General features: G+C 59.1%; 11 protein-coding genes. 8 read left to right on the forward strand and 3 right to left on the reverse strand.

Annotation, left to right across the window (positions count from 1 at the left end; genetic code table 11):
* Window positions 1-164: 164 nt before the first annotated feature.
* The 3 genes from HCK86_RS16140 to rpoD all read left to right on the forward strand — a co-directional run bounded on the left by HCK86_RS16140 (window position 165) and on the right by rpoD (window position 5,191).
* Complete coding sequence (locus HCK86_RS16140) at window positions 165-617, forward strand: GatB/YqeY domain-containing protein (protein ID WP_176085506.1); 453 nt, start codon at window positions 165-167, stop codon at window positions 615-617.
* Window positions 618-732: 115 nt separating this feature from the next.
* Window positions 733-2,703 (forward strand): DNA primase, encoded by a 1,971-nt coding sequence (dnaG, locus tag HCK86_RS16145; protein ID WP_176085507.1) that lies wholly within the window; start codon window positions 733-735, stop codon window positions 2,701-2,703.
* 442 nt (window positions 2,704-3,145) lie between these two features.
* A complete protein-coding gene (rpoD, locus tag HCK86_RS16150; protein WP_176085508.1) occupies window positions 3,146-5,191 on the forward strand; it encodes an RNA polymerase sigma factor RpoD in 2,046 nt (681 codons plus the stop codon).
* 333 nt (window positions 5,192-5,524) lie between these two features.
* Here the strand turns inward: rpoD and HCK86_RS16155 are convergent, their stop codons facing one another.
* Window positions 5,525-6,154: a hypothetical protein gene (locus HCK86_RS16155; protein ID WP_176085509.1), complete on the reverse strand. Its 630-nt coding sequence runs from the start codon at window positions 6,152-6,154 to the stop codon at window positions 5,525-5,527.
* A 100-nt stretch (window positions 6,155-6,254) separates the two neighbouring features.
* Here HCK86_RS16155 and HCK86_RS16160 point away from each other — a divergent pair, with 100 nt between their 5' ends.
* The gene (locus HCK86_RS16160) at window positions 6,255-6,806 is read left to right on the forward strand and encodes a TetR family transcriptional regulator (protein WP_176085510.1); all 552 of its coding nucleotides are present in this window, start codon (window positions 6,255-6,257) and stop codon (window positions 6,804-6,806) included.
* Window positions 6,807-6,913: 107 nt separating this feature from the next.
* On the opposite strand, the gene purN is transcribed toward HCK86_RS16160, so the two are convergent.
* The gene (gene purN / locus HCK86_RS16165) at window positions 6,914-7,570 is read right to left on the reverse strand and encodes a phosphoribosylglycinamide formyltransferase (protein ID WP_176085511.1); all 657 of its coding nucleotides are present in this window, start codon (window positions 7,568-7,570) and stop codon (window positions 6,914-6,916) included.
* Entirely contained in the window at window positions 7,567-8,640 is a 1,074-nt protein-coding gene (gene purM / locus HCK86_RS16170) for a phosphoribosylformylglycinamidine cyclo-ligase (RefSeq protein WP_176085512.1), read from the reverse strand. The genes purN and purM overlap by 4 nt, the downstream gene beginning before the upstream one ends.
* Window positions 8,641-9,261: 621 nt before the next feature.
* Between purM and HCK86_RS16175 the strand changes: the two genes are divergently transcribed.
* From HCK86_RS16175 to HCK86_RS16190, 4 genes are all read left to right on the forward strand, one after another.
* Complete coding sequence (locus tag HCK86_RS16175; protein WP_176085513.1) at window positions 9,262-10,407, forward strand: AI-2E family transporter; 1,146 nt, start codon at window positions 9,262-9,264, stop codon at window positions 10,405-10,407.
* A gap of 1 nt (window position 10,408) precedes the next feature.
* Window positions 10,409-11,098 carry a DnaA regulatory inactivator HdaA gene (hdaA, locus tag HCK86_RS16180; RefSeq protein ID WP_176085514.1) on the forward strand — a complete coding sequence of 230 codons (690 nt, stop codon included), beginning with the start codon at window positions 10,409-10,411 and terminating at the stop codon, window positions 11,096-11,098.
* Between the two features lie 128 nt (window positions 11,099-11,226).
* Window positions 11,227-13,410 (forward strand): RNA degradosome polyphosphate kinase, encoded by a 2,184-nt coding sequence (locus HCK86_RS16185; RefSeq protein ID WP_176085515.1) that lies wholly within the window; start codon window positions 11,227-11,229, stop codon window positions 13,408-13,410.
* Between the two features lie 13 nt (window positions 13,411-13,423).
* Entirely contained in the window at window positions 13,424-14,944 is a 1,521-nt protein-coding gene (locus tag HCK86_RS16190; protein ID WP_176085516.1) for a Ppx/GppA phosphatase family protein, read from the forward strand.
* The last annotated feature ends 229 nt before the right edge of the window (window positions 14,945-15,173 follow it).

The raw sequence follows: 15,173 nt of genomic DNA on the forward strand, positions 1-15,173 counted from the left end.
CTTGCGGGTCAATTGCCGAGGGTGCACAGTGCGCCGATAGACAAAAAAACTTCGCTGACGAGAACATTTGATTTGATCGTGGACGCTGGATTCGCTAAACGCCCCCGCTTGTTCACGAGGAAACGCCGCTGCAATCAACCCCCCGGCTTTCCCAGGAGATATGTATGTTGCGCGACAAGCTCGCTTCCGCACTAAAAGATGCCATGAAAGCCCAAAAGCCGGTCTGCCTCTCAACCCTTCGTCTGGTTCAGGCAGCGATCAAAGACCGGGATATTGCCCATCGCAGCTGCGGCAAGGATCCGGTCACGGATGAGGACATCATGACGATCCTGGTCAAGATGGTGAAGCAGCGCGAGGAATCGGCGCGCCTCTACGATGAGGCCGGTCGTGCCGATCTTGCCGCGCAGGAGCGTGAGGAAATCAGCGTCATCAAGGGTTTTCTCCCCGCCCAGCTATCGGAGGAAAAGGTGCGTGAGCTTTGCGCTTCCGTCGTGGAGGAGACCGGCGCCCAGGGGCTTCGTGACATGGGCAAGTGCATCAAGGCCCTGAAAGACCGCTATTCCGGCCAGATGGATTTTTCCAAGGCCTCCGGCGTGGTAAAGGAAATGCTGAAATAGCATTCCCGTTTCCGGCGGCTGTTTCCGCCGGCGATGGTACTTTTCCCGTATTGTCGTTATGGTGATGGCTGCCCGTCCGGCGAAAACAATCCGGACGGCGGGCCAAGAGGTATCGATGCGTTTTCCGCCTTCCTTTCTTGACGAGATCCGCGATCGCGTTGCGATCTCGAGCGTGATCGGGACGCGCGTGTCATGGGACCGTAAAAAGACCAATGCCGCGCGCGGTGATTACTGGGCGTGCTGCCCCTTTCACGGTGAGAAGACCCCCAGTTTCCACTGCGAGGACCGCAAGGGGCGCTATCATTGCTTCGGTTGCGGGGTGACGGGGGATCACTTCCGCTTTCTCACCGATCTGGACGGCATGAGCTTTCCCGAAGCGGTACAGGCGGTTGCCGATCTTGCCGGTGTGCCGATGCCGGCCCCCGACCCGCAGGCCGAGCGGCGCGAACGCGAACGCCGCAGCCTCGTCGAGGTGATGGAGCTGGCAACGGGCTTTTTTCAGGATCAGCTGCAGTCTGCAAATGGCAGTCGGGCGCGGGCCTACCTGCGCGAACGCGGGCTTTCCGCCCGCACCATCGATACGTTCCGCCTTGGCTTTGCCCCTGACAGCCGCAATGCGCTGAAGGAGTATCTCGCCGGAAAAGGTGTGGAAAAGGAACAGATCGAAGCCTGCGGTCTGGTGGTGCATGGCGCCGATATCCCGGTTTCCTATGACCGGTTCCGCGACCGGATCATGTTTCCCATCCTGTCCTCGCGCGAGCAGGTGATCGCCTTTGGCGGTCGTGCCATGCGGGCTGACGCCATGGCGAAATATCTCAATTCCAACGATACCGAGCTGTTCCACAAGGGCAATGTCCTGTTCAATTTCGCCCGTGCCCGAAAGGCGCTGTCCGGTGCCGACGGTGCCAAGACGGTGATCGCCGTTGAAGGCTACATGGATGTGATTGCGCTCGCGCAGGCCGGAATCGGCAATGTTGTCGCGCCGCTTGGAACCGCCCTGACGGAGGCGCAGCTTGGTCTTTTGTGGCGCATGACGCCGGAGCCGGTGCTCTGTTTTGATGGCGATGGAGCGGGCATCCGTGCGGCCGAGCGCGCAGCGGGTCTGGCGCTGCCGCTGATCAGGCCCGGCCATTCCTTGCGTTTTGCGCTGCTGCCGGACGGGCGCGACCCGGATGATCTGATCCGCGATGGCGGACGACAGGCTTTCGAGGCTGTGATGGGCCAGGCCCGGCCGCTTGCCGATATGGTTTTCGAGCGCGAGGTCGGCTCTGCCCGCAGCGATACACCGGAAAGCCGTGCCGCGATCGAGGCGCGAATCAATCAGCTGGTCCAGTCCATTGCCGATGAAAATGTCCGCCGGCACTATCAGCAGGATTTCCGCAACCGGCTTTACGCCCGGTTTCGCGGCAATGGCGGCGGCGGGCAGCGGCGTGAGGACCGCGGCCGTCAGGGTAATCGCAACCGGGCAGGGGGCGCACCCTTTGCCGGGGCAGGGTCCTTTGCCGCCTCCGATCGTCTGGCGCGGTCATCGCTTGCCAGCGCCCAGTTCCTGGCCAAGCCTTCCTTCCGCGAATGCCAGATCGCGCTTTGCCTGCTGACCCATCCGGCGCTTGCCCGCGAGGAATTTGACAATATCGCCACCCTGACCTTCGAGAGCGCGGATATGCGTGCCTTCTGGGCCGCCTTTATTGCCAATGTCGCCCGGCCCGGCATGGATTACCAAAGGCTGGACGAGCATTTGCGCGGTGCGGGCTTTGCGGCGATGCTGGACCACTTCCAGGTTCTGGTGCGCCAGAATGTGCCCTGGATTGCGAGCCCCGATGCTGCGCTTGATGATGTGCGGGAAGTCTTTCATCAGGCGCTGTCGTTTCATAACCGGGCGCGCTCGCTGGAGCGCCAGCGGCTGGAGCTGGAGCGTGAAATTGCCGAAGCGATCGAGGAAAGCGATATCGAACGTCACGACCGGCTGTTTGATGCATTGCGTGCCGTGCTGAACGAAATTTCCCGGATCGAGAACCAGGAAGCCGATATTGATGGCTTCGGCATCATGTCCGGGCGCAACGGTCAGGTGGGTGAGGCGTCGTGATTCGTTTCCGACGGGACACAGCACGTCAAGAATCGCTGATGCCTGTCAGGATTGCAGCAATAGGGGGCTTGTATTTGCCCGGCGGGATCCTAAATGTGTGTCTTGCGAGAAGCGCTCTATCTATGGATGGAACCTGCTGAGCGGTCTGATGCGTTGTGAATAGAGCGGATTTTTCGAATAAATCACGCGTGAAATGGATTGAACGCTTGACTGACAGAGAATTTCTGGGAATCACCATTTCAGATGGCAAAGCGCAGCGAAATTTCACGATAGGTACTATGTGCACCCGGAGCCAAGGCTCCGCAAGGGTGCATTTTGTCCTGTTTCAGGGTTTGCGGATGAAATGACTGGCCGGATGCCGTTGTCTCCTTGGAGACTTTGTTAAGCATTCGCCATTAAGCCGCTTCTGGCCAGCGGCAGAAACGTCAGGGAAGCAAAGTACATGGCAACAAAAGTCAAGGAAAACGAAGAAGCCGAAACGGAGCGCGAAGGCGGTCATGACGGACCTCTTCTGGACCTTTCCGATGACGCTGTAAAGAAAATGATCAAGACCGCGAAAAAACGCGGTTATGTGACCATGGACGAGTTGAACGCCGTTCTGCCCTCGGAAGAAGTCACGTCGGAGCAGATCGAAGACACGATGGCCATGCTTTCGGACATGGGCATCAACGTCATCGAGGACGAAGACGAAGTCGAGCACGACAACGACGATAACTCCGACGACAGCGAGAGCGAAAGCGACAGCACCGAGCTGGCGACCAGCACCGGCACCGCCGTAGCCGCGACGAAGAAGAAAGAACCGACGGATCGTACCGATGATCCGGTGCGCATGTACTTGCGCGAAATGGGTTCGGTCGAGCTTCTGTCGCGCGAGGGCGAAATCGCCATCGCCAAGCGGATCGAATCCGGTCGCGAGACCATGATCGCCGGCCTGTGCGAGAGCCCGCTGACCTTCCAGGCGCTGATCATCTGGCGCGATGAGCTCAATGAAGGCACGACGCTCTTACGCGAGATCATCGATCTGGAAACCACCTATTCCGGTCCCGAGGCCAAGGCTGCACCGCAGTTCCAGAGCCCGGAGAAGATCGAGGCTGACCGCAAGGCTGCCGAAGAAAAGGAAGAAAAGGCACGTCGCAGGAAGCCTGCCGACGATGTCACCGATGTCGGCGGCGAAGGCATGCCGGCGGAGGAAGAGGAAGAAGACGAGGATGAATCCAACCTGTCGCTGGCGGCCATGGAAGCCGAGCTGCGTCCGCAGGTCATGGAAACGCTCGATCTGATCGCCGACACCTATATCAAGCTGCGCAAGCTGCAGGATCAGCAAGTTGAAGCCCGTCTTGCGGCGACCGGCACGCTGACCAATGCACAGGAACGCCGCTACAAGGAGCTGAAGGAAGGGCTGATCACCGCGGTCAAGTCTCTGTCGCTCAACCAGAACCGTATCGACCTGCTGGTCGAGCAGCTTTACGACATCAACAAGCGCCTCGTTGAGAATGAAGGCAAGCTGTTGCGCATGGCGCTGAACCGCGGTGTCAAGCGCGATGACTTTCTGGAACATTATCAGGGTGCCGAGCTTGATCCGAACTGGATGAAGTCGATCGCCAATCTTTCCGGCAAGGGCTGGAAGGATTTTGCCCGTGAAGACGGCTCGCTGATCAAGGATCTGCGCACCGAAATCCAGAGCCTTGCAACGGAAACCGGTATTTCGATCGCCGAGTTCCGCCGCATCGTTCACATGGTGAAGAAGGGTGAGCGCGAGGCGCGCATCGCCAAGAAGGAGATGGTGGAAGCCAACCTCCGTCTGGTGATCTCGATCGCGAAGAAATACACCAATCGCGGCCTGCAGTTCCTCGACCTCATTCAGGAAGGCAATATCGGCCTGATGAAGGCGGTCGACAAGTTCGAGTATCGCCGCGGCTACAAGTTCTCCACCTATGCGACCTGGTGGATCCGGCAGGCGATCACCCGTTCGATCGCCGACCAGGCCCGCACGATCCGCATTCCGGTGCACATGATCGAGACGATCAACAAGATCGTCCGCACATCGCGCCAGATGCTGCATGAGATCGGCCGCGAGCCGACGCCTGAGGAGCTTTCCGAAAAGCTCAACATGCCGCTGGAAAAGGTCCGCAAGGTGCTGAAGATCGCCAAGGAGCCGATCTCGCTCGAAACCCCTGTGGGTGACGAGGAAGATTCGCATCTCGGCGATTTCATCGAGGACAAGAATGCGCTGCTGCCGATCGATGCGGCTATTCAGGCGAACCTGCGCGAGACCACGACCCGTGTTCTTGCCTCGCTGACCCCGCGTGAAGAGCGCGTGCTGCGCATGCGTTTCGGCATCGGCATGAACACCGACCACACGCTGGAAGAGGTCGGTCAGCAGTTCTCGGTCACCCGCGAACGTATCCGCCAGATCGAGGCGAAGGCGCTCAGGAAGCTGAAGCATCCGAGCCGCTCGCGCAAGCTGCGCTCGTTCCTCGACAGCTGATCGGCGGAAAATGCGGATTTTGGAATGAAGAAAACCCGGCTGAAAGGCCGGGTTCAGACTGCTGACAAAGGCATTCATATTGCTTGTTTGAGGTGGAATAGCCTCAACCTCCGTCGTCATCCCCGTGCTTGTCACGGGGATTCAGATACATAAGGCATTGAATAGACAGGGCTTTTCTCCGCGCGGACGCGCACCCGCTGGATGCCTGTGACAAGCACAGGCATGACGTCAGTGAAGGGGGTGAGGTTTGTCAACAGTCTGAACCCGGTCGAGAGGCCGGGTTTTTCGTTGATGGTGATCTCGTGCCGTTCAGCGGACTGCAGGCGGAAATGCTCAGGACATGAAGAGCGTTATGCTCGGGATCAGAATGACTGCGAAACAGGCCATGACGATGAAGGCGCGCTTCCATGAGCCGACGAATTTCGACAGCAGCCATGGCCCCAGAAGCCAGTAAGCAAGCGCGGTGAAAAAGCCGGGGAAATAAGCCCGCTCCCAGATGACCCACCAGACATGGGAAATCGCGTTGCCCATGGCGCCATAAATGACGAAGAAAAGAACCGGTATCAGCAGGAATTTCCTGTTTCCGGCAAAGGCGCCGATAAACGCGAGGGCAAAGACGAAATAGGAAAACATGTTGATCCCGACAAACAGCATGGTGCTGTATGGGCTTGCGCCGTAGAGCGTGGGAAATTGCTGGTAGAAACCGGTCGAGAATTCCTCAAAGAAATGGACGAATTGCCAGGCAAAAACGCCGAAATAGATTGGGTAGAGCGTTCGCCCATCCGGGATCGGGCTCTGTTTCATGAATAGTATTGCAAAGACCGACCACGTGATGATGAGGCCGGGTACAAAGGTGGCGAGCAGCGGCCTGCCGCCGATCGCCACAAAGACAATGGCCATGACAATCGCGATCAGCGACCCGATGGCGAAATCCTTTTTTGCAAGTGTTTCAGACGTGCGCATCGTTATACTCCAAAAAAGTCAACAGATGTTGATATAATCTCCTGACGGTTGAAAAAGTCAACATGTGTTGGCATAATTGCAAAAAAAGGGAGAAGAACAGGTGAAGAAATCGGACAGGACGCGGGCGGCCATTCTGGCGGCTGCGCGGCTGGTTTTCGCTGAGAATGGCTATGAAGGCACAACGGTTCGCGCCGTTGCCGCGCAGGCGGACATCGATCCGGCGATGATCATTCGCTATTTCGGCAATAAGGAAAATCTCTTTGCCATGGCATCGACTGTTAACCTGTCTTTGCCGGATATCGGTACAGCGTCAGAGGCGGAGATAGCGGTTGTTCTGGTGGGGCGCTTTCTTCAGCTTTGGGAAGGCGAGGGGGCCGGGATGGGGCTGCCAATTCTGCTTCGTTCAGCCATGACTCATGCCGCCGCGCAGGCGAAGGTCCGCGATGTTTTCAAGACGCAGGTTGTGCGGATGTTTGAAACGCGGTTTCCAGCCGCACTGGCTGAAGAGCGGGCAGGCCTGGTCCTGTCGCAGCTCTTCGGCATGGCACTGTGCCGTTATGTTCTCGACATTCCACCGCTTAATACGATGACGGGCGAGAAGGTTATTGCCGCGATCGCACCTGTCATCGCCATACATCTTTCGCAGAAGTAGCAGGCTTTGGAAAGGGCGGGGAGCCGGTTACGGACATGCCGCGCCAAGGGTGGCGGCCGCGTTGCCGGAACACGCTGCTTCTGGGATCATGATGAAAATTCGGATGACTATCCGACGATCAGCTGCTGGCCTGTTCCCGCAGTGCTGTCGCCGCTAAACACCGCTTTGTCATCCTCCATCCACACCTTGCCTTCGGCAAAGCATTTGAGCACTGCCGGATAGAGCTGGTGCTCGACGGTGAGGATACGGGCGGCGAGCGTATCGGCGTCGTCGCCGGGGATGATCGGCACGGCGGCCTGGCCGATGACCGGGCCTTCATCCATGCCTTCGGTGACGAAATGCACGCTGCAGCCCGCAATCCGCATGCCGGAATCGATCGCACGCTGATGTGTGTGCAGGCCCGGGAAGAGCGGCAGCAGCGAGGGATGGATATTGATGATCCGTCCTTCATGGGCGCGGATGAAATCGCCGGACAGAATCCGCATGAAGCCGGCAAGGCAGATGATGTCTGGATTGAGTGCGGCAAGCGCCGTCAGCATGGCGGCTTCATGCGCTGCCTTGCTGTCAAACTGCTTGCGTGGGAAGACGAATGTCTCAAGGCCAAGCGCTGCAGCTTTCTGAAGGCCGCCCGCATCAGGCTTGTCGGCAATGACGGCGACGATTTCGGCCGGAAAATCCGGCGCCTGGCAGGCTTCGGCAAGCTTGACCATATTGGAGCCGCTTCCCGAGATGAAGACAACGACCCGTTTTTTCGACCCGCTCATAGATTGATCATGCCCTTGTAGACGGTCCCTGCCATATCGTCCGTGCGCGGCACGATCTGGCCAAGCCTGAAGGCGGTTTCACCGCTTCCGGCCAGAACCTCGAGCACAGAATCAAGCTTGTCTGCCGGGCAGACACCGATCATGCCGACGCCGCAGTTGAAGGTGCGCAGCATTTCCGCCGGTGCAACACCGCCGGTGCGCGCCAGCCACGAGAAGACGGCCGGAACCGGAATGGCCGCAAGGTCAATCTCGGCGGAAAGGTGGGCCGGCAGGACGCGCGGGATATTTTCCGGGAAACCGCCGCCGGTGATATGGGCAAGTGCCTTGATGCCGCCGGTCTGGCGGATGGCCGCCAGCAGCGGCTTCACATAGATCTTTGTCGGTTCCAGCAGCGCTTCACCAAAGGTCTTGCCCGGTGCAAAGGGGGCGGGCGCGAGCCAGCCGATATTGGCCAGTTCGGCAATGCGGCGCACCAGCGAGAAGCCGTTGGAATGGACCCCGGAAGAGGCAAGGCCAAAGATCACATCGCCGACGGCGAGGTCTTCTGACGGCAGCAGGGTACCGCGTTCGGCGGCGCCCACGGCAAAGCCGGCAAGGTCATAGTCGCCCTTGGAATACATGCCTGGCATTTCGGCCGTTTCACCACCAATGAGCGCGCAGCCGGCCTGACGGCAGCCCTCGGCAATGCCTTCGACAATGGCCGCGCCCTGATCGGGATCAAGAGCACCGGTGGCGAAATAATCGAGGAAGAACAGTGGTTCGGCACCCTGTACCACCAGATCGTTGACGCACATGGCGACGAGATCTATGCCGACGGTATCATGCTTGCCGGCTTCGATCGCGATCTTGAGCTTGGTGCCGACGCCGTCATTGGCGGCAACGAGAACCGGATCGGAAAAGCCGGCGGCCTTGAGGTCGAACAGGCCGCCGAAGCCGCCGATCTCACTGTCTGATCCGGGGCGGCGGGTCGATTTCACGGCTGGCTTGATCTTTTCGACCATCAGGCTTCCGGCATCGATATCGACACCGGCGTCGCGATAGGTCAGTCCGTTCTGTCTCGTCTCGGTCATGGGCGTATCCCTCATGAAAATATCAGAAGTGGGCATTGCATGGCGCGCAAGGTGTTGCAAGAGTGCGACCGCCTTCGCAGGGCGATATTGACAGTTTGAACGGCGCTTTTGCGGCCCCGGCAGCCAAAGTCGGCGGATTTTTCGCAAAATCGCTGCTCTATCGTCCCGGCAGCAGCGTCGTCTGAAGTTTCTGGTCCGGCCTTTTCAACGTTGTCAGCGTGAGGTGAAGCCCGTCTTCGGCAATCGTTTCAGCGCCGGCTGGTCGGGCCAGGCGGCGGGCAAAGGCTGATGCCCTTCTCCGTCAGTGCCCCGCTGAGGTGAAAAACGGCCAGCAGGATTGCTGTTGCCGTGTCTGCTTTTTCGACCACTATGCCTGCTCCGGATCTGCTGACATGCCGTCGTGATGGGAACGTGTTATCGCCGTCCCGTCTTTGTCAACAGCTGCGCTGCGAGGTCACCGATGCGCAGGGCCCTAGGCCGCAGGGCGATGCGCGGGTTTGTGCACACTGTCCACAGCCTCGCCTTTCTCTTACCTTATTCCTTTGCCCGGCGCTGATAAGGACTGTTGGAAGGTGGCGGGTTTGCCGGTATAAGCCAGAAAGGTTGATCGGGGAGTTATCCATGTCGGAACGCATGACAGGCGCAGGCCTGAAAAGACAGCTTTATTTCTGGCTGCTATTTGTCGTCGGTGTGGCAATTTTCCTGTTCGTGTTTCGCAGCATCTTGCTGCCTTTCGTTGCTGGCATGGCGCTGGCCTATTTCCTGGATCCGCTGGCCGACCGGCTGGAGCGGCTGGGACTTGGCAGGGCGACGGCAACCAGCCTGATCATGCTGCTGTTCATCGTGCTGTTCATCGCAGTCCTGCTGGTGGTCATTCCACTGCTTGTCAGCCAGGCGGCGGAGGTCGCACAGAAGCTGCCGCAATATCTCGCCCAGATCGAGCATTTCGTGCAGACATCGCGGCTTCACAACCTCGTTGACTGGGGCAACAGCCAGCTCTCGGAACTGAGCCAGAATATCGGCAAGGTGCTGTCGAGCGGCGTTTCCTTCGCGGGTACGCTTTTCGGCGGTATCTGGAGTTCGTCGATGGCGGTGATCAACGTGGTTTCCTTCGTCGTGCTGACGCCGGTTATCGCCTTTTACCTCTTGCTGGACTGGGACCGGATGATCGCCAAGCTCGACCGCTGGACCCCGCGCGCCTATGTCAAGGATGTTCGTTACCTGACAACCGAGATCAACAAGGTCATATCCGGCTTTGTCCGCGGGCAGGGTTCGCTCTGCATCATTCTCGGTGTCTATTATGCCGGAGCGCTGTCGCTTGCCGGGCTTAATTTCGGTGCTCTGATCGGTCTTTTCGCCGGCTTTGTCAGCTTCATTCCCTATCTCGGCTCGTCCTCGGGCTTTGTCCTGTCGATGGGGGTGGCGCTGGTGCAGTTCTGGCCGGATTATGGCCGGGTCGCCATCGTGCTCGGCATCTATCTGTTCGGCCAGTTTCTGGAAGGCAATGTCCTGCAGCCGAAGCTGGTCGGATCAAGCGTACGCCTGCATCCGGTCTGGCTGATGTTCGCTCTGTTCGCCTTTGGCGTCTTGTTTGGCTTTGTCGGACTTCTCGTTGCCGTTCCTGTTTCGGCGGCTGTCGGTGTTCTGGTGCGCTTTGCCATTGACCGTTATCTGGAAAGCGATCTTTACTGGGGCGATAACGAACAGAGATCTGCCGCGACGCAACTGGCCGATGGCCAGGAGGGAAAGGCAGAGGGCAAACCCTGAAATGGAAAAGCGCAGTCAGCAATTGCCGCTTGATCTTGGCGCGCACGAAATGTCGGGCCGCGATGATCTGCTGGTCTCGCCGTCGCTGGCACCGGCGGTTGAGATCATCGATCACTGGCCGGACTGGCCGGGACCGGTTGTCGTGCTTGTCGGCCCGCCGGGCTCCGGAAAGTCGCATATCGCGAATATCTGGCGTCTTTTGAGCGGGGCGACCGATGCCGGTGCTGCTGTTGTCTCCGGTCGGGTGCTGACCCCGGCAAAGGCCTTTCTGGTTGAGGATGCAGATCGGATCGGCATTGATGAAACAGCGCTTTTCCATCTCATCAACACGGTTCGCCAGCATCAGAGCCATCTGCTTTTGACGGCGCGCGGCATGCCGTCATCCTGGAAGGTGAAACTGCCGGATCTCCGCTCCCGTCTCGCCGGCGCCACGATCGTGGAGATCGGCGCGCCGGATGATGTGCTGCTGTGGCAGGTTGTCTTCAAGCTGTTTGCCGATCGCCAGATCGAGGTCGATGACCGGGTCGTTGCCTATATTATCGCCCGTATGGAGCGCTCGCTGGAGGCGGCGCGGCTGATCGTCGAGGCGATCGATCGCTATGCTCTGGCCAAGGGCAGACGGATCACGCGATCTCTGGTGGCGGAGGTGATGGAGACGCTTGCGCTTGATGGTGACCGCAGGCAGGGCTGAGCGCCGTGCCCGCCATCGGTGTTCAGGCGCTGCTTCTTACGCGGACATGGCGGTCTGTCATCGTTCCGTCGCCAAGTTCGGATAGTCGGTTGCAAAAGTTGAATATTTGGAGAGGTTGACTTTAGCTTATGGAAAACACGGCTTCGATGATGTCCGGCGATGGTTTCACAGCTGGTGGTGAGGATCTGCGCACAAGCCCGCAGCGCTTCGTCAATCGCGAATTTTCCTGGCTGCAGTTCAATCGCCGTGTGCTTGAGGAAACCCTCAATCCGGCCCATCCGCTTCTGGAGCGGGTGCGCTTCCTGTCCATCTCAGCCGCCAATCTCGATGAATTCTTCATGGTCCGTGTGGCGGGGCTGGAAGGCCAGGTGCGCCAGGGCGTGACGATGATTTCCGCCGATGGCAAGACGCCGGCCGAACAGCTTTCCGATATTCTGAGCGAGGTCGACAATCTGCAGATGGAGCAGCAGGCCGCCCTTGCTGTGCTGCAGCAATATCTGACCAATGAAGGCATCCAGATCGTCCGGCCCGGCGCGCTTTCCGAAGAGGACCGGATCTCGCTGACGAGCGAATTCGAACAGGGGATCTTTCCAGTTCTGACGCCCCTGTCGATCGATCCGGCGCATCCCTTTCCCTTTATTCCCAATCTCGGCTTTTCCATGGGCCTGCAACTGGTCAGCCGGGTTGGCCGCAATCCGATGAATGCGCTGTTGCGCATGCCGCCGGCACTGAACCGCTTCGTGCGCCTGCCGGATATTGATGGCGTCATCCGTTTCATCACCATGGAAGATCTGATCGGCATGTTCATTCACCGGCTCTATCCGGGCTATGAGGTGCAGGGCTATGGCACGTTCCGCATCATCCGCGACAGTGATATCGAAATCGAGGAAGAAGCCGAAGATCTGGTGCGCTATTTCGAGACGGCGCTGAAGCAGCGCCGTCGCGGCTCGGTGATCCGGGTCGAGACGGATTCGGAGATGCCGGCTTCGCTGCGCCGTTTCGTGGTGGAGGAACTTGGCGTCGGCGAAGACCGCGTTGCCGTTCTGCCCGGGCTTCTGGCGCTCAACACCTTGTCGGAAATCACCAAGGTTCCGCGGCTGGATCTTCTGTTCAAGCCGTTCAACCCGCGCTTTCCAGAGCGGGTGCGCGAGCATGTCGGCGACAGTTTCGCCGCCATCCGCGAGAAGGACTTTGTCGTCCATCACCCTTATGAATCCTTCGACGTCGTGGTGCAGTTCCTGATCCAGGCCGCGCGCGACCCGAATGTTCTGGCGATCAAGCAGACGCTTTACCGCACCTCCAATGACAGCCCGATCGTGCGTGCGCTGATCGACGCGGCAGAGGCCGGCAAATCGGTGACGGCGCTGGTGGAGCTGAAGGCGCGCTTCGATGAGGAGGCCAATATCCGCTGGGCGCGCGATCTGGAACGCGCCGGCGTGCAGGTGGTTTTTGGCTTCGTTGAACTGAAAACCCATGCCAAGCTGTCCATGGTGGTCCGGCGCGAAGACGGCAATCTGAGGACCTATTGCCATCTGGGCACCGGCAATTACCACCCGATCACGGCGAAGATCTATACGGACCTGTCCTATTTCACCTGCAATCCGAAGATTGCCCATGACGTCGCAGAAGTGTTCAACTTCATCACCGGCTATGGCGAGCTGGAAGAGAATATGAACCTCGCCGTCTCGCCCTATACGCTGCGCCCGCGCATCCTCCAGCATATCGAGGAGGAGATCGAGCATGTGAAGAACGGTCTGCCCGGCGCGATCTGGATGAAGATGAATTCGCTGGTTGATCCGAAGATTATCGATGCGCTTTATCGGGCCAGCGGCGAAGGCGTCGAGATCGACCTGGTGGTGCGCGGCATCTGCTGCCTCAGGCCGCAAGTTCCGGGGCTGTCGGAGAATATCCGGGTGAAATCGATTGTCGGCCGGTTCCTGGAGCACAGCCGTATCTACTGTTTCGGCAATGGTCACGGCCTGCCGTCAGAAAATGCGCGGGTCTATCTCGGCTCGGCAGATCTGATGCCGCGCAACCTTGACCGGCGTGTCGAAGTGATCGTCCCTTTGACAAATCCGACTGTGCATGAACAGGTGCTCTCGCAGATCATGCTGGGCAATGTGATTGACAACCAACAGAGCTACGAGATACTCCCGGATGGTACTTCCCGCCGGATCGAACCGCGTGAGGGCGAGGAGCCGTTCAACGCGCAGGAGTATTTCATGACCAATCCCAGCCTTTCTGGCCGTGGTGAGGCGCTGAAATCAAGTGCGCCAAAGCTGATCGCCGGACGTATGTCTGGCCCACAATAATAGCCGGGTCTCAATGGTGGAATCTGAAGCACAGGGACGGCTTGCGGGCATTTCCCCTGTCTCCGTGGTCGATATCGGATCAAACTCTGTTCGTATCGTCATTTATGAAGGACTGTCGCGTGCACCGACAATCCTGTTCAATGAAAAGGTGTTGTGCGGGCTGGGCCGCGGCATTGCCGTCACTGGCAAGATGGATGAGGACGGCGTGGAGCGGGCGCTCAAGGCGCTGAAACGCTTCGTCGCGCTTTCCCGTCAGGCCGGCGCCGTAAAGATGTATGTGCTGGCCACGGCTGCTGCCCGTGAGGCTTCGAACGGGCCCGGCTTCATCTCGGCTGCAGAAACGATCCTGGGCGAGGAAATTCGTGTCCTCACAGGCCGGGAGGAAGCACTTTATTCCGCCTATGGCATTATCTCCGGTTTTTTCGAGCCGGACGGGATTGCCGGCGATCTTGGCGGCGGCTCGCTGGAACTTATCGATATTTCCGGAAACGCATCGGGGCAGGGGATCACGCTGCCACTCGGCGGCATCAGGCTTTCGGAGCTTTCGGAAGGGTCGCTGGTCAAGGCGCGCGCTTTTGCGCGTAAACAGGTCAAGAAGGTCGAATTTCTGGAAACCGGCAAGGACCGCATCTTTTACGCCGTTGGCGGGACCTGGCGTAATATTGCCCGCCTGCATATGGAGATGACCGGTTATCCGCTGACCATGATGCAGGGCTACGAGCTGTCGACGGAAACGGTTCTCGCTTTTCTCGACCGGATTGGCGAAGACGAGGACCAGAAGGATCCGGCCTGGTCGGTGATCTCCAAGAACCGCCGTCAGCTGTTGCCCTTCGGCGCGATTGCCATGCGCGAAGTGCTGAATATCATGCAGCCGAAAAGCGTCTGTTTCTCCTCGCAGGGCGTGCGCGAGGGCTGGCTCTATTCGCTTCTGAATGTCGAGGAAAAGCGGCAGGACCCGCTGATCGTCGCGGCGCAGCAACTGGCGATCCTCAGGGCGCGTTCGCCGCGTCATGCCAGTGAAATTGCCGAATGGACTGGCCGCATGGTGCGCCGTTTCGGCATTGAGGAGACCACGGAGGAGACGCGTTACCGTGAGGCAGCCTGTCTGCTCGCCGATATCAGCTGGCGCGCGCATCCCGATTTTCGCGGATCTCAGTCGCTGAACGTGATCGCGCATTCATCGCTCGTCGGCATCACCCATCCCGGTCGCGTCTTCATCGCGCTGGCCAATTACTACCGCTTCGAAGGGTTGCGCGACGATCACATGACCGATGGTCTCGCTGCGATCACCACCCCGATCTTCCTGGAGCGGGCGAAGCTTCTGGGCGGGCTCCTGCGGGTCGCCTATCTCTTCTCGGCGTCCATGCCCGGTATCGTCGGCGATCTGGATTTCGTCCCGAGCCAGAATCCGGATCTCGATCTGGAGCTGGTCGTGCCGGAACGTTACGCCGATTTTATCGGTGAGCGTGTCGAGGGCCGGCTGCAGCAGCTGGCCAAGCTGACCAACAAGCGCCTGGCCTTTGCCAGCGCCTGAGGGTTGTTTTCGGACCTGAAGAGCGCCCGGGTGTCGCACCCGGGCTGAGCTTGCTGACAAAGTCTAAGCCCCTCTCTAACGTCATGCCTGTGCTTGTCACAGGCATCCAGCCGACGCGCGTCCGCGCGGCGAAAGACTCCGCTTATTCAAATCCTTAAGAGTATGGATCCCCGTGACAAGCACGGGGATGACGACGGAGGCAATGGCTATTCTACCCCAAACAGACAAG

The sequence above is a fragment of the Martelella sp. HB161492 genome, assembly GCF_013184775.1.
Taxonomy (GTDB): domain Bacteria; phylum Pseudomonadota; class Alphaproteobacteria; order Rhizobiales; family Rhizobiaceae; genus Martelella.